Annotated in this window: 15 protein-coding genes and 1 pseudogene; 2 read left to right on the top strand and 14 right to left on the bottom strand. The window is 63.4% G+C overall.

The window, feature by feature from the left end; all coding sequences use genetic code 11:
- Window positions 1-16: 16 nt before the first annotated feature.
- A complete protein-coding gene (locus ACLB90_RS09830) occupies window positions 17-1,879 on the top strand; it encodes a hypothetical protein (RefSeq protein WP_411849338.1) in 1,863 nt (620 codons plus the stop codon).
- A gap of 520 nt (window positions 1,880-2,399) precedes the next feature.
- On the opposite strand, the gene ACLB90_RS09825 is transcribed toward ACLB90_RS09830, so the two are convergent.
- Window positions 2,400-3,491, bottom strand: a complete 1,092-nt coding sequence (locus tag ACLB90_RS09825; protein WP_411849337.1) for a PA0069 family radical SAM protein — start codon at window positions 3,489-3,491, stop codon at window positions 2,400-2,402.
- Window positions 3,492-4,156: 665 nt separating this feature from the next.
- Here ACLB90_RS09825 and ACLB90_RS09820 point away from each other — a divergent pair.
- Window positions 4,157-4,282 (top strand): helix-turn-helix domain-containing protein, encoded by a 126-nt coding sequence (locus ACLB90_RS09820; protein ID WP_008267139.1) that lies wholly within the window; start codon window positions 4,157-4,159, stop codon window positions 4,280-4,282.
- Window positions 4,283-4,434: 152 nt separating this feature from the next.
- Here the strand turns inward: ACLB90_RS09820 and ACLB90_RS09815 are convergent.
- From ACLB90_RS09815 to recF, 13 genes and pseudogenes are all read right to left on the bottom strand, one after another.
- Window positions 4,435-4,680, bottom strand: a pseudogene (locus ACLB90_RS09815) (radical SAM protein); the annotation flags it as partial.
- 216 nt (window positions 4,681-4,896) lie between these two features.
- Window positions 4,897-5,640, bottom strand: coding sequence for a pyridoxine 5'-phosphate synthase (locus ACLB90_RS09810; protein WP_411849336.1), 744 nt, complete (start codon window positions 5,638-5,640; stop codon window positions 4,897-4,899).
- Window positions 5,641-5,644: 4 nt separating this feature from the next.
- Window positions 5,645-5,902 (bottom strand): hypothetical protein, encoded by a 258-nt coding sequence (locus ACLB90_RS09805; RefSeq protein ID WP_411849335.1) that lies wholly within the window; start codon window positions 5,900-5,902, stop codon window positions 5,645-5,647.
- A gap of 67 nt (window positions 5,903-5,969) precedes the next feature.
- Window positions 5,970-7,430 carry a cardiolipin synthase gene (cls, locus tag ACLB90_RS09800; protein ID WP_411849334.1) on the bottom strand — a complete coding sequence of 487 codons (1,461 nt, stop codon included), beginning with the start codon at window positions 7,428-7,430 and terminating at the stop codon, window positions 5,970-5,972.
- A gap of 104 nt (window positions 7,431-7,534) precedes the next feature.
- Entirely contained in the window at window positions 7,535-7,948 is a 414-nt protein-coding gene (locus ACLB90_RS09795) for an ExbD/TolR family protein (RefSeq protein WP_411849333.1), read from the bottom strand.
- A gap of 3 nt (window positions 7,949-7,951) precedes the next feature.
- Window positions 7,952-8,377: an ExbD/TolR family protein gene (locus tag ACLB90_RS09790; RefSeq protein ID WP_411849332.1), complete on the bottom strand. Its 426-nt coding sequence runs from the start codon at window positions 8,375-8,377 to the stop codon at window positions 7,952-7,954.
- Between the two features lie 58 nt (window positions 8,378-8,435).
- Window positions 8,436-9,197, bottom strand: coding sequence for a TonB-system energizer ExbB (gene exbB, locus ACLB90_RS09785; RefSeq protein ID WP_017356923.1), 762 nt, complete (start codon window positions 9,195-9,197; stop codon window positions 8,436-8,438).
- A gap of 85 nt (window positions 9,198-9,282) precedes the next feature.
- On the bottom strand, window positions 9,283-9,951 hold the full coding sequence (locus ACLB90_RS09780; RefSeq protein ID WP_411849331.1) for an energy transducer TonB: 669 nt from the start codon (window positions 9,949-9,951) through the stop codon (window positions 9,283-9,285).
- A 146-nt stretch (window positions 9,952-10,097) separates the two neighbouring features.
- Complete coding sequence (locus ACLB90_RS09775) at window positions 10,098-11,291, bottom strand: tetratricopeptide repeat protein (RefSeq protein WP_411849330.1); 1,194 nt, start codon at window positions 11,289-11,291, stop codon at window positions 10,098-10,100.
- Between the two features lie 133 nt (window positions 11,292-11,424).
- Window positions 11,425-12,231 carry a M48 family metallopeptidase gene (locus ACLB90_RS09770; RefSeq protein WP_411849329.1) on the bottom strand — a complete coding sequence of 269 codons (807 nt, stop codon included), beginning with the start codon at window positions 12,229-12,231 and terminating at the stop codon, window positions 11,425-11,427.
- Between the two features lie 74 nt (window positions 12,232-12,305).
- Window positions 12,306-13,157 carry a lysostaphin resistance A-like protein gene (locus ACLB90_RS09765; protein WP_411849328.1) on the bottom strand — a complete coding sequence of 284 codons (852 nt, stop codon included), beginning with the start codon at window positions 13,155-13,157 and terminating at the stop codon, window positions 12,306-12,308.
- A 73-nt stretch (window positions 13,158-13,230) separates the two neighbouring features.
- Window positions 13,231-15,690, bottom strand: a complete 2,460-nt coding sequence (gene gyrB / locus ACLB90_RS09760; protein WP_411849327.1) for a DNA topoisomerase (ATP-hydrolyzing) subunit B — start codon at window positions 15,688-15,690, stop codon at window positions 13,231-13,233.
- Between the two features lie 113 nt (window positions 15,691-15,803).
- On the bottom strand, window positions 15,804-16,901 hold the full coding sequence (recF, locus tag ACLB90_RS09755; protein WP_411849326.1) for a DNA replication/repair protein RecF: 1,098 nt from the start codon (window positions 16,899-16,901) through the stop codon (window positions 15,804-15,806).
- Window positions 16,902-17,012 lie beyond the last annotated feature (111 nt).

The raw sequence follows: 17,012 nt of genomic DNA, 5'->3' as shown, positions 1-17,012 counted from the left end.
GGATTGGAGGAGCTCAATGAACGATGCGAAGTATCCTTGGGCGGCAGCGTCGTTGTCAGACGTCAATGAGTTTCAGTTTGACCTCGCGGATGCCGAGCTTCTGACTAGCGAGGCTTCTGCCCATCGTCTCGGTGATATGTTCTTCGCCGATGGCCCGAGCTCCGAGGAGAAGAACTCATCTTCGCGTGGTCGCGTCCTGCAATTGCTTGGGTCGGCCTTGCAGCTGCACCAAAGGCTGGATCTGCCGAAGGCTCCGTACACTGCGATGATTGAGTCCGGCAATGGACGGACAGCTGTCGGCACTGACTGGAAGGGATGTGGCGCAGTACTAGAGGCCCTTGGGCGTCGTTCACCCAACCCCGTGATTTGTGCTCGGCTCTGCGATCTCGGTTGGTTTGTCGAACGGGGTCGGGTTGATTCGGGTAGGGAGGCTGCACTCGCGTACTATCGTGTTGCGGAAGGACTGATGACTCAGCAGCTTAGGCACCGTGACTTTGATGCAGGTCATCTACCTGTCAGTGTGATCGGCAATGCGTTGCGCAGGGGACTGCAGATCTGCGACATCATGCATCTTGATCGGGATGACCCAGATTTTAGGGTGCTGAGGCGATTTTGCCTTTCCGCTGCCGACAGTTTCGAGGCTGAGGGCAACAGTGAGGGACTACTGTTGATGATGACCCTGGCTCTGGACTTTGAGCTCGATGAACCAGGCAACTGTGCGCCTCGGATGGAAGTCGCTGCCCACGGATTCTCCCCTGATCAGAACCCGCATGCCGTGTGCGATGCACTTGCTTCTGCTGGGCGCGCGTGGCGCCGCGCGCAGGACAATGCCAGTTATGAGAGGTGCCTGATTGAGGCTAGCGGCGTTATGGCGGAGCATGGCCGTTTGTTAGGTGGCACGCTAAGTGGATCTCACTTTGTGCAGCAGGCCATCGATCTTCTGCGCGGGCTGTCCTCAGCTGACGCCAAGGCTTCCAAGCGTGAACTTCGCACAGAGTTGATTCGTCTTCAGTCCGCTGCAGAGGATGACTTTAGCTCGTTTGAGTATTCATGGGATTTGAGCGAGCTAGTTGATGCTGTAAGGAGTCGAGCCAAAGGAGCTTCACTCAAGGACGGACTGTTTTTGCTCGCATCCATCCATCGCCCGCGGCCTACCCAAGTCATAGAAGCAGAGGCCATCGAAGGCATACGGAAGCATCCATTGAGCTCGCTGTTTGGCGTAGAGCAGTATGACTCCGATGGCTATGTTCGCTTCAGGGCGCCTGGAGCAGGTCTGCGCGATATTGACTCTGCTGCCCTGGAACATGCAGTTGCGAGGCAGGAGGAGATTTATCGTGGCACCGTGGTGCAAGGACGTATTGCTGTCGTCTTGTACCAGCTGGCTTTGGAGCATCCAATTTCATACGAGGACGTCTCTCTACTCTGTCGAGATAGCCCGTTCGTGCCAACCGATCTTACGGAAACCTTCTCACGAGGATTTTTAGCGTTCTTACATGGTGATTTGACGTCGGCACTTTTCATCCTGACCCCACTTATGGAGGCTTCGCTGATCTATGTCCTCAAGGGGCACGATGTCGACGTCGTTCGGCACGATGAGGATTCAGGGACACAGGAGGACATGAGCATTACTCAGCTCTACAAGAATCATCGGAGTGAGTTGGACAGGATCTTTGGAGAGGCAGTGATTGATGACATCGATCGAGTTTTTCTCGCTCGATCCGGTCCAGGACTCAGGCATGCCATCGCCCATGGCACCGCAAGCGACGGTGTGCCGTACAGTGGCGACGCTATGTATGCTTGCTGGCTGATGTGGCATCTGTGCCTGATCCCTTTGTTCAAGGACCACTTTGGGGCGTTGACTTCAGCAGCGGAATGCTGATCCGGCGATAGAGCGGACGTTGCTGCCGTCGCAGTGGCGGAAACTAGCAGGGAACTAGATTGATGCAGCATCAGTCGGTTGTGATCAGCGGTAGTGGCGCTTGTTTGCGTGCTTTCCACATGCCACGCAGGTCCTGTGGAGGCTGTACTTGCCGCTTTTTTCGGCGCCCAGCGGCCCCCCGCGGTAAGGACAAATCGGTCCTGTGCCTAGTCCCGCTTGGCAACACCGATGGAGTGTCCACAGACCATGAATGAAGGCAAATGCCAGGCCCGCAGTTGGTAGCCACATGGCCACTTCATAGAAGCCTCTGGTCAAGCTTTTGTCGCCAAGGGGATGCACGACTATCGCGAATGCCAAGGAGAGAGTCGCCACCAGGCCAGCGGGGTAGTAGAGGCGTATCAGTTTCAGCCAGCTCATTACCATTCTCTCGGTGTAGTTGTTTCCGAGAAAGCTAGCTTTTGCTCATCTCACAGCTTGAGACAGCTTGCCCACCCGCTTGGAGTGGGCTCCATCTTACTTCTCAGAACAGTTGGCCCTGGGGCGACAGCTCTCTGGGGGGCTGAAAGAGTTGGGTGTTCAGGGGAGGGAGCTTTGCGAATCCCAAGCTTCTGTGCACCTTCTTGAATCTTTGGGAAAGTAGATCTGCAAAGGGGCCCGTACCTCGCATTCTGGTACCGAATGCGGCGTCGTACTCTTTGCCACCATGCAACTGGCGCATGAGGCTGAGAACGTGTTCTGCCCGGTCCGGATAGTGCAGTTCCAGCCACTCTTTCCAGATGTCCTTGATCTCGTTGGGTAGTCGCAGCAGCACGTAGCCTGCAGCCCGCGCTCCATGGGCGTGCGCTTCTTCGAGGATCGCCTCGAGTTCGTGGTCAGTGATGCGGGGGATGACAGGAGCCACCAGTACACCAACAGGCACGCCGGCCTTATGGAGTGTCTCCATCGCCCTTAGCCGTGCGTGCGGAGCAGCAGCTCGTGGCTCGAGCTTTGCTGATAGCTTTCGATCAAGTGTGGTCACTGAGAAGTACACCGTGACCAGGCGGTCTTTTGCCATGGCCGCGAGTAGATCGATGTCGCGAGTGATCAATGCACTCTTGGTCACGAAGCTCACGGGGTGGCGCGTTTCGGCCAGAAGCTCAAGGCATTGGCGGGTAATTTGGTAGCTCCTTTCGATGGGCTGGTATCCGTCCGTGTTGATACCCAGGGCGATGGCAGCGCATTGGTAGCTGGGACGACCAAGCTCATTGCGCAACCGCTCTGCGGCGTTGGTTTTCGCAAAGAGCTTGGTCTCAAAGTCCAGCCCTGGCGATAGGCTGAGGTAGCTGTGGGAAGGTCGGGCGAAGCAGTAGACGCATCCGTGCTCGCATCCCCGATAGGGATTGACCGACGCACTGAATCCAACGTCGGGAGAGTTGTTGCGGCTGATCACAGTCCGGGCGCGTTCTTCGGTCACCTCAGTTCTCAGCCGCGGCAACTCCTGCAGGTCTTCGTAGATCGATTCCCAGCCATCATCGACGCCGACCGTTGTCGTCGCATCGAAGCGGCTTTGCACGCGTGAAGCGGAGCCTCGGCCTTTGATAGGTACCTGAGCCTTTCGAGCATCCTGTTCCATGCCGCCCTCAGCCCTTAATGAGTAGTTAGTATTATTGCTAACCACAGGGACTGCAAGGTCCGGGGATTCAGCTAGCTGTAGGCCTCATGCTTCATCGCGACGTGTTGTATTCCCAACCTTATCCACAGGGCGGTTGCGGCTGGGCAGCCATCAGTCCCGTTGGCTAGCAAGCGCTTTGGCTTCAGCCAGGAAGGTCTGCATTAGGCCCCGTGATCGACGGGTAGCTGCTGGGAGCACAATTCCCAGTTGCGCACACAGCGAGACTGCGTATGCCATCTGCGCTCCTGTCGGGGGCTTGATGTCCCAGTCGGTGAGTTCTGGGATGAGCCTCGAGAGTTCCTCCGCTAGACGGTGCTCAAAGCTTTTCGACTGGCCTTCGTCTTCTTGCATTCGACGAACCTGGCTGATCACTTGTTCCCTTCCTAAAGGAGATAAGGGCAGCTCTAGAGTCAGTTCCAGTTCCGGGCATACGAGATAGAAATTTATGGGAATTCAGATCAGTACTTATAAGTAGACTACCTTTAGAGGCGTAGTCTTTAAAGTACTGGAACCACAAGCTTGGTCGTATGGTCGAACATACGCATCAGGCAGTCCTGGCCGACGTCATCCGGGCGAGTCGTGTCGCTCTTTGATTCAGTCAGGAAGGCTTTGCAGACCATATCCAGATGCACCGGGCTTACTACAGCAAAATTGAGCGTGGCGAGAAGAATGTCACTCTCGCCACACTTGAACGGGTGGCCAATGGCCTCGAGAAGACCATGTCTGAGTTGCTGGCAGAGGCAGGCCTCTAGAACGTTTCTCCCCAACTCTCCCAGTCTCCGATCGACCAACCTTGGCGGAATGACGCTTTCTGGACGATTTTCGAAGATTTGGCCGCGAGAGTGTTCACTATTTCCTTCGCAAGTTGCTGATTAGGAAGCGCTTTCTCAGTGAACACTTATGGGAAATTCAGACCATGCTCGCAACCGCGGTACGGATTGACCGATTGGCTGAAGCCGACGTCGGGCGACTTGTTGCGGCTGATGATGCTGCGCGCGGTTTCGGCGCGCACTTCGGTGCGCAGGCGCGGCGTGGCGAACTCCTCGCTGTCGTCCGCCTCCCAGCCGTCGTCCACGGCTTCGCTGACGGTGACCTCGAAACGGCCCGCCAGGTGCGTTGTGGAACCTCGGCCTTTGATCGCGATACCCATGATCAAAGGCTAGCCGGGGCGGGTCTCAACGATTGAGACCCGGCCGGGAGGCGGGGGGCTGGCAGCGGGGTGCACATGGGTTAGCAGTATTACTAACCACAGCCCAAAAGGGAAGCGAAACCCTTGTGCCTGCTGGGTTTGCGGGCCTATGGCGCGGGTTGGTCCCCAACGTTGTCCACAGGCCACGCGGGCGGGTCACGCCACGTCAGCGACGGGTCAAAGCAGGGCCAGGTAGCCCTTCACTGTGGCGTCGAGGCCGTCGTAGAGGGCTTCGCTGATCAGCGCATGGCCGATCGAGACTTCCAGCACGTCAGGGACGGCGCGCAGGAAGTCGGCGAGGTTGTCCTGCGACAGGTCGTGCCCGGCGTTGACCCCGAGGCCGACGGCCTGGGCCCGGCGGGCAGCGTCGGCGAACAGGGCCAGCATGGCGGTGGCATCGCCGGCGGCATGGGCGTCGGCGTAGGGGCCGGTGTAGAGCTCGATGCGGTCGGCGCCGATGGCCGCGGCCTGGGCCAGGTCCGGGTTGCCGGCATCAACGAACAGGCTGACCCGGCACCCGTAGGACTTCAGCGCGGCGATCAGCGGGCGCAGGCGCTCGGCGTCGCGGGCGAAGTCGAAGCCGTGGTCGGAGGTGAGCTGGCCGTCGCCATCGGGCACCAGCGTGGCCTGGGCGGGGCGGGTCAGCTCGCACAGCGGCAGCAGGCCCGGATAGCCCTCGCGCGGCGGGGCGAAGGGATTGCCTTCGATGTTGAACTCGATGCCACGCGCGCTGGTCAGCGCCGACAGCGCCAGCACGTCCTCGGCGTGGATATGCCGGCGGTCCGGGCGCGGGTGCACGGTGATGCCGTGCGCGCCGGCGTCGAGGCAGGCGCGGGCGGCCTGCAGGACATCCGGATCGGTGCCGCCGCGCGAGTTGCGCAGGACGGCGATCTTGTTCACGTTGACGCTGAGCTGGGTCATGGGACTACAGGGGGTCGGAATCGTCGGTAGCCGGCTGCTGGCGGGCCTGGGCCTGCTCGCGCAACCGGCGCAGTTCGAGGGGGTCGATGAGCTGGCTGGTGTCGCGCTGCAGGCCACCGAATCGGGCAACGTACAGGCCGCGCACCCAGGCCAGCAGGAACAGCAGGGTGCCGGCCAGGGCCAGCATCATCCATCCCATCTGGGATGCCTTGAGCGCGAGGGCGAAGCAGCCCAGCGCGAGCAGCAGAAACAACCAGTACATGTCAGCACTCCCCGTTTGACCCGGCCAGTGTAGCGCCGAGGCCAAGCGTGGTTCCACGCTGCCGGTCTCAGAGCAGCGGAGAGGCGAGGCGGGCGAAGGCCTCGGGCACGCGGTGGCGCCACAGGGCGCGCTGGCGGTCGTTGCGCACCGGCACGGCGGCGTCGAACTCGGCACTGAGCAGGGCGGCGAGGGCGGCCACGCGGTCGGCGTCGCCAAGCATCATGGACAGCTCGAAGTTGAGGCGGAAGCTGCGGTGATCGAAGTTGGCGCTGCCAACGATGCAGACGTCGTCGTCGGCGATGAAGGCCTTGGTATGCAGCATGCGCGGGCCGTACTCGTAGATCCTGACGCCGGCCTGGAGCAGCTCGTCGAAGTAGGAGCGCGCGGCCTGGGTGACGAACCAGGAGTCGCTCATCTTGGGCACCAGCAGGCGCACGTCCAGACCACCGAGCGCGGCGGAGGTGAGCGCCATGCGCGCGGCTTCGCCGGGGACGAAGTAGGGGGTGACCAGCCAGACCCGTTCGCGCGCCTCGTGGATGGCGGCCACGTGCAGGCGGTGGATGGTTTCCCAGGACGAGTCCGGGCCGGACACCAGGACCTGCGCGTTGATCCGCCCCTCGCCGCGGCTGGCCATGTCGTTGGGCCACAGCTGGGCGATGTTGAAGCGCTCCGGCGTTTCGCCGCTGGCGTAGATCCAGTCTTCGATGAAGACCAGCTGCAGGCTGCGCACCACATGGCCGCGCAGGCGCATGTGCAGGTCGCGGTAGGCATCGCTGCGCCGGCTTTCGTCTTCCTCGTCGGTGATGTTGATGCCACCGGTGAAGGCTTCGCGGCCGTCGATGATGACCAGCTTGCGGTGGGTGCGCATGTTGAGCCACGGCCGCTTGAACGGCTTGAGCAGCTGCCGCGGATGGAACCACACCACCTCGGCGCCAGCCTCCAGCAGCGGCGCCAGGAAGCGCTTGCGGATGGCCGAGGAGCCCACCGCATCGAGCAGCAGGCGCACGCGTACGCCGGCGCGGGCGCGCTCCACCAGGGCGTCGCGCAGGGCGGTACCGGCGTGGTCGGGGTTGAAGATGTAGTACTCCAGGTGCAGGTGGTCACGTGCCTGCGCGATGGCCGCCAGCAGGGCGCGGTAGGTGGCCGCGCCATCCACCAGCCATTCAACCTCGGTGGCCGAACTGGGCGCCAGGCCGGTGGTGGCCTGGGCGATCTTGGCCAGCTCGGTGCAGTCGGCATCGGGCGGGCACACGCTGCTGTAGTGCTCCATGCCCGACCGCGAACGGCCGCGGCGCAGGCGCTGCCGCTTCACCTTCTGCGGGCCCAGCAGGTAGTAGATGAAGAGGCCGAGGTAGGGCAGGGCGGCCAGCGACAGGATCCAGCTGAGGGTAGCCACCGGCTCGCGCTTCTGCAGCATGATCCAGCCGGTCAGCCAGAGCAGGTAGAGCACGTAGGCCACGGCAAGCAGCGGGCCCAGGTGGGGAATGCCTGCGACCCAGTCGCGGAGGGTATGGAAGGTGGCGAGCATGTGCGGATGATAGCGGGCCGTACATCCGGCGCGGCGCCCCCAAAAAAAAACGCCCCTGTCTCCAGGGGCGTTTTCCAGTCGCGTCATGACTGCGGTCTTGCGTATTACTGCTGCACGAAACCGATCTTCTTCATCCCAGCATTCTTCGCGGCAGCCAACACCTTGGCCATCACGTCGTACTCGGAGTCCGGGCTGGCGTCGATGCGCAGTTCCGGCTGGTTGGTCGGATCGCGCTGGACGGCCTGCTCCATGCGCTGCTGCAGCTCGTGCACGGGAACCGGACTGTTGTCCCACGTCACCTGATTGCTGGCGTCCACCTTCAGCTCGATCGGCGGCGGCGGCTCGACAGTCACCGGCGGTGGGTTGAGCACGCGCTGCGGCAGGTCCACGGCGATCGGGTACGTCATGATCGGCGCGGTGACGATGAAGATGATCAGCAGCACCAGCATCACGTCCACGAGGGGAGTGACGTTGATGTCGGCCATTGGGCCCTTGTTACCACCGGTACTGAATGCCATGGCTTACTGCCCCTTCTCTTTGGTGGCAACGAAGCCAACATCGAGCATGCCCTGTTCCTGCGCAACCTTGGTCATCTCGTTGATGACGCGCATCTTGGTGGTGCGGTCACCACGCAGGTTGAGCGGCGGCTGCGGGGTCTGCTGGGCGGCGGTCGCCAGGCGAGACTCGAGAGTCTGCTTGTCGATTTCCTCGTCGTTCCAGTAGATCGAGCCGTCTTCCTTGACTGCCAGGGTGATCGGGCCCGAACGCTTTTCAGCGTCATCCGGGTTCTGCACCAGGTTGGCCTCGGGCAGATCCACCTTGACCTTGTGGGACATCAGGGGCGCCGTGATGATGAAGATGATCAGCAGCACCAGCATCACGTCCACGAGGGGCGTAACGTTGATGTCGGCCATTGGGCCGCCGCTGTTACCACTACTGAAAGCCATAACGGGCTCCGTCTAGATCGTGTTGACTACGTTCTCGCCTGGGTACAGCGCGTCGCAATTAGCGGACGCGCGAACCGGTGGCGAAGAAGTCGTGCAGGTCGTGAGCGAACGTATCGAACTTGCTGATCGTGGCGCTGTTGATCTTGCTGAAGAAGTTGAAGGCGAACACGGCCGGGATTGCCACGAACAGACCGATGGCGGTCATGATCAGGGCTTCACCCACCGGGCCGGCAACGGCGTCGATGGAGGCCGAACCGGTTGCACCGATCTTGATCAGCGCGCCGTAGATGCCCCACACGGTACCCAGCAGACCCACGAACGGAGCGGTTGCGCCGACGGTGGCCAGCAGGGTCATGCCCGACTGCAGGTTGTTGCTTTCGCGGGTCACGGCCTGACGCAGGGCGCGGTCGACGAACTCCGAACGGCTCAGGTTCTCACCCAGGCCACCGGTGGCGCCGCCTTCGGCACGCTGGTGGTGGGCAGCAGCCTGCGCAGCGTCCAGGGCGATCTTCGAGAAGGGCTCGGAAGCCGGCTGCTCTTCCATCGCACGGATGGCGTCCTGGGCGTTCGGGGTATCCCAGAACAGGCTCACGACCTTGTCAGCAGCGCTCTTCAGGCGGGTAGCACGGAAGATGTTGATGACGGTCCAGTACCAGGACATGGCGGACATGATGACCAGGGTCAGCAGCACGACCCAGGAGACGGCGAAGTCGCCCGGCTTGGTGGTCATTTCGTGGATCAGGTGCTCGAAGCCCATCTGCGAGAGGGCGTTCGACGAGTTGCCCCCGGCAGCAGCGGCGATGAAAATTTCCTGCAGCATGACGCTTACCTTTGTTGTGTGTGGTGATAAAGGGTGTGGCTACAAACAACCGATGGAACGGTGGCCGGCGGGCCACCGGCAACCATCAGTTCAGCGCAAAGTTGACCGGGACGCGAACGCGACCTGCGACCTTCTTCCCGCCCGACTCCGCAGAACGGAAGCTCCACTTGCGAGCTGCTTCCATCGCGGCGCGGTCAAGGTCACGGTTACGGCTGGACTTCTCGACCGAGACATTGGTGACGTTGCCGTTGGCATCGACATCAATGATCAGGATGACTTCACCCTGGATACCTGCGCGGAACGCGGCCGGCGGGTAGCGCGGGGGGTTCATGTTCTTCGACGAGATGTCGACGCTTGCCTCGATCGACGTCGGCGGAGCCGGCGGCGAGGGGGGCGACGGCGGCGTGACGATGTCGTTCGGACGCGGTTCCGGGACGTCGACCACAGGCGCCTGCGGCGGCGGCGGCACCGGCGAGGGCTTCGGCGGCGACAGGTTCTTCACCGGCGGCGGCGGCGTATCCTGCGGCGGCGGCGGCGGCGGCGGCGGTGGGGGCGGCGGCGGAGCGTCGACCAGGGTCACCATGATGTTGCGTTCTTTCTCCGCAGCGGCCTTGGGAGCCACAGCCGGGATCAGAAGCATCATGAAGGCGGCGAGATGCAGTGCGATTACAAAAGCGATACCCACGATCCGCGGCCAGCTGAAGCCGGTGTCATCGCGTTGTTCGTACCTGTGAACGACTAGTTGTTCCGTCATGCGCCAAGAGCTCATTAGTGGGGCCGGGATACCCGGGGACAGGTAGCCCATGATCAGCGGTGCATGACACCGCAGGAACCTCCAAGCTTATACCAATCCTGAGCGCCTGCGCATCAATCGCGCGGGCGTTCAGGCGTTATTCCTACTTACTTCAGGTTGATGATTTTCTTGGCATCCGCCTGGTTCTTCACACCCTTCGCCAGCGCCTGCTGGGCGGCCTGCTTGGCCTCCGGGATGCGACCTTCACTGTGCAAAACGCGTGCCAGATTCAGGTAGGTTTCACCGTCCTTGGAAAGCGGGGCGGCCTTCTGCCACGCCTCGATGGCCTGCGGCACCTGGTCGGAGTAATAGTAGGACTGGGCCAGCGCCAGGTACACCTGGTAGTCCGGCTTCAGGATGCCCTTCTGCAACCCTTCGTTGATGACCGCGATGACATCCTTTTCCTTGTGTTCGGTGTTGGCATAGATCGAGTACAGCTGCTTGTACTCGCGCTCTTCGGTGAGCTGGCCGGAGGCGCGCAGCTTGTCCATCACCGCGGCGGCCTTGTCCATCTGGTCGGCCTGCATGTACATGCTGGCCAGGTTCAGCTGGGCTTTCTTGTCGTTCGGGTTGCGCGCAGCCAGGCCTTCGGCCTGCTTGACCGCTTCACCGGTCTGGCCGGCTTCGGACATCGCCGCCATCAGCAGCTGGTTCCAGCTGTCCTTCGGTTCGGTGGCGCCGGCGATGGCCTGCTGCAGCACCGGGATGGCATCGGCGTAGCGCTGCTGCTGGTACAGGGCCTGGCCCTTGATCACCAGTTCTTCCGGCTTGGCCGACTTGCTCTCGGCGAAGTACTTGTCCAGCGTGGCCAGGCCTTCCTGGAGCTGGTCGTCCTGCAGCTGCAGCTGGCCGAGCATCAGCATCGACTGGAAGTAGCCGTTGTTGTCCAGGCCGTTGAAGTCCAGCGCCTGCTGCAGGTACTTCTTGGCGGCGGCGTTGTCTTCGGTCTGGTAGGCGGCCTGCGAGGCCAACTGGGCGGCCAGCGACTTGTCGTAGGCATTGGCGTCGGCGTTGGCGAGGATCTCGTCAGCCAGAGCGCGGGTTTCCGGGAACTTCTGCTTGTTGTAGTTGTCTACCAGCTTCTGCAGCTTGCTGCCCATCTTGGCGGAGGCCTTGACGGTCGGCTCCTGACGGGTCGCGTTCGGGAAAAGCACTTCGGCCTTGGCCTGCTTTCCACCGCGGCGATCACTGGAACGATCGGTCGAACGCGTCTGGGCGACGGCATCGGTGACGACCACGCCACCGAGTGCGGTCGCGATGAGGACGGAAAGCACGGCTTGCTTGTGGTTGCTGAAAATCATCTTTCACCTCGATCGGAACCGCCGTGGCGGCATCAAAACGGACTGTCAGAAAAATCTGAGCCGCCAAACGTATCAGAAACCGATGGCGTGAGAAATCGTTTCCGATGCTGCAATACAGCATCCTTTAGTCGAATCAGCCGCACCGTGGACGCCGCCCGGCCGCCTGGGCCTGCTGGTACACGCCTGTGAGGGCAGGGGCGTCGCGCTGCAGTTCCCGGATCCGGTTGCTGGGATCAGGGTGGGTGGACATCCACTGCGGCGAGCGGCCGCTGCTGGCGGCCATCATGTTCTGCCACAGATTGACCGCCTGCGCCGGGTCGAAGCCCGCCTCGGCCATCAGGCGCTGGCCCAGCACGTCCGCTTCGGACTCCTGGGTGCGCGAGCCGGGCAGCAGGAAGGCGGTCTGGGCGGTCATGCCGCCGAGCTGATTGACCGTACTGGCGGCGGCATCGCCGTAGGCGGCGCCTGCCAGCATGCCAAGCACGCTCAGGCCGGTCTGCGCGCCCATCTGGCGGGTAATGCGCTCCTCGTGGTGGCGCGCGATCACATGCCCGATCTCGTGGCCGATCACGGCGGCGAGCTGGTCCTGGTTCTTGGCCACGGTGAGGATGCCGGAGTTCACCCCGACCTTGCCGCCCGGCAGGGCGAACGCGTTGGGCTCGTTGTCGACGAACACCGCCGTTTCCCACCGTACGCCACGGTACTGAGGCGGCAACTGCGCGACGAGCGCATCGACCACGCACTGCACGTAGGCATTCTGCCGGCCGTCGGTGCTGACTTTTTCCTTCTGCTTGGTCTGGGCAAACGCCTGTGCGCCGAGCTGGTCCAGCTCGGCCTGGGACACGCCGCCCACCATCTGACGCCGACCGGTCGGCGAGGTGGTGGTCGCGCACGCGCTGACCAGCAGCGCGATCGCAAGCCCCAACAGAACTGGTTTCATCGATGCGTCCCCCGTGTTCATGTCCGCAGTGTCGTATGCGACGGCTTAATTTTTCGTCAATCGGTCCTGCAGGTTCAGTGCACGCCCAGGAACACGAGCGCGGCCAGGGCAATCGCGTTGTTCAGGCCGTGCGCGACGATCGGTGCCCACAGGGTGCCGGTCCGCTGGTACAGCCAGGCGAACGCCGCGCCCATGCCACCGTAGACCAGCCACAACTGCGCGATTTCCAGCGGGCCGTTGGCGCTGGTGCCGGGAATTTCATGGACCAGGGCGAAGGCCAGGCTGCTCAGCAGCATGCCCAGCATGGGACGGCCCGCCTGCCACAAGCGCCCGAACAGCACCCGGCGGAACAGCAGTTCCTCGTAGGCTGGGGCGAGCACGATGGCAAATACCGCCAGGAACAGCGGGAAGCGCGACAGCGCCTGTTCCATCAAGCCGAGGTTGGTCGGCACCGGTTCGATGCCGGCCTGCTTGGCCAGGAAGGCGATGCCGTTGCTGCCGATCACCACGCCGGCGGCAACCAGGACGGTCCAGCCCCACGTGCTGGGACGGCGGGCGGCACTGCGCGAGGTGGCCTGTTCCACGGGGGTGGCGCGACGGCGCCAGAAGTAGAGCAGCAGGGCGGCACCGCCGGTGGCGATCAGCGCCATCAGGATCTGGGCGAGTGCGCCGGGTTGGCCGAGCTGTGTGGTGAGGTCGGCGGCTGAACCCACCGCGTCGCCGTTCTTGGCGGCGGCATAGCCGACCTCGATGCCGCGGTACACGCCCCAGGCCAGGCCGGCCATCAGGCTCAACCCGAACAGTACGACCGCGGCGATGCCCAGGTCGATGAAGAAACCGGCCAGAGGTGAGCCGGGCTTGCTGGCCACCGGCGGAACCGGCGGCGGCAGGGGAGGCGTCATGGACGCCGGGGCGGTAGCGGACATCGGATTCCTGGCATCGGGAGGCGATGGCCGGCCAGGGTGCAGGTCGCACCCGGCCGGCCTTGCCCCGATTGTGTCAGATATCCAGGTTGGCGACCTTCAGCGCGTTGTCTTCGATGAAGTCGCGGCGCGGCTCCACCACATCGCCCATCAGGGTGCTGAAGATCTGGTCGGCGGCGACCGCGTCTTCGATGCGGACCTGCAGCAGGCGACGGGTGTCCGGATTGACCGTGGTATCCCACAGCTGTTCCGGATTCATTTCGCCCAGGCCCTTGAAGCGCTGGATCTGGCGACCCTTCTTGGCTTCGTCCAGCAGCCAGTCGCGTGCCTGCGAGAAGCTCTCGACCTCCACCGACTTGGCGCCACGGCTGATCTTCGCGCCGGCACGGACCAGGCCGTGCAGCAGCAGCGAGGACTGGTGCAGCGCACGCAGTTCGCCGGTTTCGAAGGCACTCAACGGCAGCACCTGGATCAGCTCTTCGCCCATGTGGCGACGCGTGACCAGCACGGCAGCCGGACGCTCGTCGGTGGGCTCCTGCAGCTGCAGACTGTAACGCGGCGAGCCCAGGCTGCCCTGGTTGAGGCGGGTGGCCAGCGCGGCCAGGCCTTCATCGGCACCGGCCTTGCGCAGGTGTTCCAGATCCATCGGGGTGAAATCGATCAACGCTTCGAGCAGCTGGCGATCGTAGCGATGGGCATTGCGGCTGATCGCTTCCTGCGCCGAGGCGTAGGTGAGCAGCAGCTTTTCCAGGCCCAGCCCTTCGATGCCCGGCTCGCCATCGGCCGGCACCAGCGATGCGTTTTCCACGGCGCTGCTGGCCAGGTAGGCATCCAGCGCGGGATCGTCCTTCAGGTACAGCTCCTGCTTGCCCTGCTTGATCTTGTACAGCGGCGGCAGGCCGATGTAGACGTGACCGCGCTCGATCAGCTCCGGCATCTGACGGTAGAAGAACGTCAGCAGCAGGGTGCGGATGTGCGCGCCGTCGACGTCGGCGTCGGTCATGATGATGATGCGGTGGTAGCGCAGCTTGTCCGGGTTGTACTCATCGCGGCCGATGCCGGTACCCAGCGCGGTGATCAGCGTACCGACCTGGTCGGAGGCGAGCATGCGGTCGAAGCGGGCGCGTTCCACGTTGAGGATCTTGCCGCGCAGCGGCAGCACCGCCTGGTTCTTGCGGTTGCGACCCTGCTTGGCCGAGCCACCTGCGGAGTCACCCTCGACGATGAACAGTTCGGACAGCGCCGGGTCTTTCTCCTGGCAGTCGGCCAGCTTGCCCGGCAGGCCGGCGATATCCAGCGCGCCCTTGCGGCGGGTCAGATCACGCGCCTTGCGGGCCGCTTCGCGCGCACGGGCGGCGTCGACGATCTTGCCGGCGATCGCCTTGGCTTCGTTCGGGTTTTCCTGCAGGAACTCTTCCAGGCGCTGGCCGAAGGCACTTTCCACGGCCGGGCGCACGTCCGAGCTGACCAGTTTTTCCTTGGTCTGGCTGGAGAAGCTCGGATCCGGCACCTTCACCGACAGCACCGCGATCATGCCTTCGCGCATGTCGTCGCCGGTCAGGTTGATCTTGGCCTGCTTGGCGATGCCGTTCTGCTCGATGTAGTTGTTGAGCACACGGGTCAGCGCACCGCGGAAACCGGCCAGGTGGGTACCGCCGTCCTTCTGCGGAATGTTGTTGGTGAAGCAGTACATCGTTTCCTGGTAGGAATCGGTCCACTGCAGCGCCACCTCCACGGTGATGCCGTTGGACTCGCCGGTCACCGAGATCACGTTCGGGTGCAGCGGCGTCTTCAGCTGCGCCAGATGCTCCACGAAGCTGCGGATACCGCCTTCGTAGTGGAAGTCGTCGCGACGGCCATCGCCGCGCTCGTCGATCAGGACGATCTTGACGCCGGAGTTCAGGAACGACAGCTCGCGCAGGCGGCGGGCCAGGATCTCGTAGTGGAACTCCACGTTGTCGTGGAATGCCTTCACCGACGGCCAGAAACGCAGGGTGGTGCCGCGCTTGCTGCTGGGCTCCACCTGCTTCAGCGGGACCAGCGCCGCACCGTCGCTGTATTCCTGCTGGTAGTGGAAGCCGCCCTGGTAGATGTCCAGCAGCAGCTTCTGCGACAGCGCGTTGACCACGCTGACACCGACGCCGTGCAGACCACCGGAAACCTTGTAGCTGTTGTCGTCGAACTTGCCGCCGGCGTGCAGCACGGTCATCACGACTTCCGCCGCGGAGACCTCGCGATCGAGCTTCTTGCTCATCTGCTCGTGCTTGCCGGTCGGGATACCGCGACCGTTGTCCGAGACCGAGACCGAACCGTCGGCGTGAATCGTCACCGCCACGTGGTCGGCATGGCCGGCCAAGGCTTCGTCGATGGAGTTGTCGACAACCTCGAACACCATGTGGTGCAGACCGGTGCCGTCGTGGACGTCGCCGATGTACATGCCAGGACGCTTGCGGACTGCCTCGAGGCCTTCCAGGGCGGTGATGCTGTTGGCGTCGTAATTGCCGGTGGTTGCCGGGGTGTTCTGTTCTTCAGTCATTGCGCTTGCCGTAGGCTCCGCAGGTCGGGCCGCCACCGTGAGGCGGGGCGCCGAGAGATAAGGGGTTGCAACAGCAATTATACCAGTCGGGGGACGGACCCCCTTGCCGGCCACTATGGCACAGGCTGGACCTGCCCATGTTCCACGTGGAACCGGGCGATATCGGCGACGTCCGCCAGTGCTGGCGGTGTCTCGGTGGCAGTGATGAAAATCTGCGCCGGGCCTGCGCGCAGACGGTCCAATACGCGCGCCTGGTGGCTGCGATCCAACTCGGATGCCAGGTCGTCCAGCGCGATCACCGGCCACTCGCCGCGCTGCTCGGCGTAATCCTCGGCCTGGGCCAACAGGCAGGTAAGGGCGGTGAGCTTGGCCTGGCCGCGGGAAAGGGCATCTCGCCCGGGGATGGAGGCAAACCCCACGCTCCAGTCGGCGCGATGCGGGCCCACCGAGGTATAGCCCGCCATGCGATCGCGCTCACGGGCCAGCAGCAGGGCGTCGGACAGCGAGAGGTCCTGTTTGCGCCAGCCGGGGTTGAGGCTCAGCGATTGGATGCCGAGATTCGGCGCCAACGCGTGCGCCAGTTCGATGGTGCGATCCTGCAGCCGCTCCAGGTAGTGCTGGCGCCGCGTGGTCAGCGGCTCGCCGGCCTCGGCCAGCTCGTGGTCCCAGGCATCGAGGGCACTGGGGTGCCCGCCTTGCTTGAGCAGGGCGTTGCGCTGCTTCAGTGCACGCGAATAGCGCCGCCACAGAGCCAGGAAGTCTGGTTCCACGTGGAACAAACCCCAATCGAGGAACCGACGGCGGGGTTCGCCGCCACCGCTGACCAGCGCATGGCTACCCGGTTCAAAGGTGACCACGGCCAGCGCTGCGCACAGGTTGCCGAGCTGGGCGACGTCTTCGCCATCCAGACGCCCCTTCCACTCCTGGCCACTGTGGCGCAGCCCGGCCTTTCGCCGCGTGGGCGATGCGGCACCACCCCGGTGTTCGTCCCATTCGACGAATACCTCCAACGCCTCCTGCCCCTGACGCACCAGGCCATCCCGAACGCGCCCACGGAAACTACGGCCGTACGCCATCACGTGCAACGCCTCGAGCACGCTGGTTTTGCCAGCACCGTTGTCGCCAGTGATCAGATTGATGCCCGGTTGCGGTGCCAGTTCCACGCTGTCGAAGCGACGGATCTGGTGCAGGGACAAACGACGGATGTGCATGCGGACGATCTGGGCCGACGGCCGGGGAGGGAGGGGGAATCGATCAGCTTACTGCATCGGCCGGGTTCCACGGATCTGCGCCCAGGTGTGCCCACCGGACCGGCGATCCGC

Origin of the sequence: Stenotrophomonas sp. LGBM10 (assembly GCF_046736075.1) — a bacterium.
Classification (GTDB): Bacteria; Pseudomonadota; Gammaproteobacteria; order Xanthomonadales; family Xanthomonadaceae; genus Stenotrophomonas.
The sequence above is the reverse complement of the archived record's forward strand: the minus strand, read 5'-3'. Positions and strand labels throughout refer to the sequence as shown.

Coding starts and splice junctions, on each gene's coding strand:
- ACLB90_RS09830 (WP_411849338.1), top strand. CDS start 17: ATGAACGATGCGAAGTATCCTTGGGCGGCAGCGTCGTTGTCAGACGTC.
- ACLB90_RS09825 (WP_411849337.1), bottom strand. CDS start 3,491: ATGGAACAGGATGCTCGAAAGGCTCAGGTACCTATCAAAGGCCGAGGC.
- ACLB90_RS09820 (WP_008267139.1), top strand. CDS start 4,157: ATGCACCGGGCTTACTACAGCAAAATTGAGCGTGGCGAGAAGAATGTC.
- ACLB90_RS09810 (WP_411849336.1), bottom strand. CDS start 5,640: ATGACCCAGCTCAGCGTCAACGTGAACAAGATCGCCGTCCTGCGCAAC.
- ACLB90_RS09805 (WP_411849335.1), bottom strand. CDS start 5,902: ATGTACTGGTTGTTTCTGCTGCTCGCGCTGGGCTGCTTCGCCCTCGCG.
- cls (WP_411849334.1), bottom strand. CDS start 7,430: ATGCTCGCCACCTTCCATACCCTCCGCGACTGGGTCGCAGGCATTCCC.
- ACLB90_RS09795 (WP_411849333.1), bottom strand. CDS start 7,948: ATGGCATTCAGTACCGGTGGTAACAAGGGCCCAATGGCCGACATCAAC.
- ACLB90_RS09790 (WP_411849332.1), bottom strand. CDS start 8,377: ATGGCTTTCAGTAGTGGTAACAGCGGCGGCCCAATGGCCGACATCAAC.
- exbB (WP_017356923.1), bottom strand. CDS start 9,197: ATGCTGCAGGAAATTTTCATCGCCGCTGCTGCCGGGGGCAACTCGTCG.
- ACLB90_RS09780 (WP_411849331.1), bottom strand. CDS start 9,951: ATGACGGAACAACTAGTCGTTCACAGGTACGAACAACGCGATGACACC.
- ACLB90_RS09775 (WP_411849330.1), bottom strand. CDS start 11,291: ATGATTTTCAGCAACCACAAGCAAGCCGTGCTTTCCGTCCTCATCGCG.
- ACLB90_RS09770 (WP_411849329.1), bottom strand. CDS start 12,231: ATGAAACCAGTTCTGTTGGGGCTTGCGATCGCGCTGCTGGTCAGCGCG.
- ACLB90_RS09765 (WP_411849328.1), bottom strand. CDS start 13,157: ATGTCCGCTACCGCCCCGGCGTCCATGACGCCTCCCCTGCCGCCGCCG.
- gyrB (WP_411849327.1), bottom strand. CDS start 15,690: ATGACTGAAGAACAGAACACCCCGGCAACCACCGGCAATTACGACGCC.
- recF (WP_411849326.1), bottom strand. CDS start 16,901: ATGCACATCCGTCGTTTGTCCCTGCACCAGATCCGTCGCTTCGACAGC.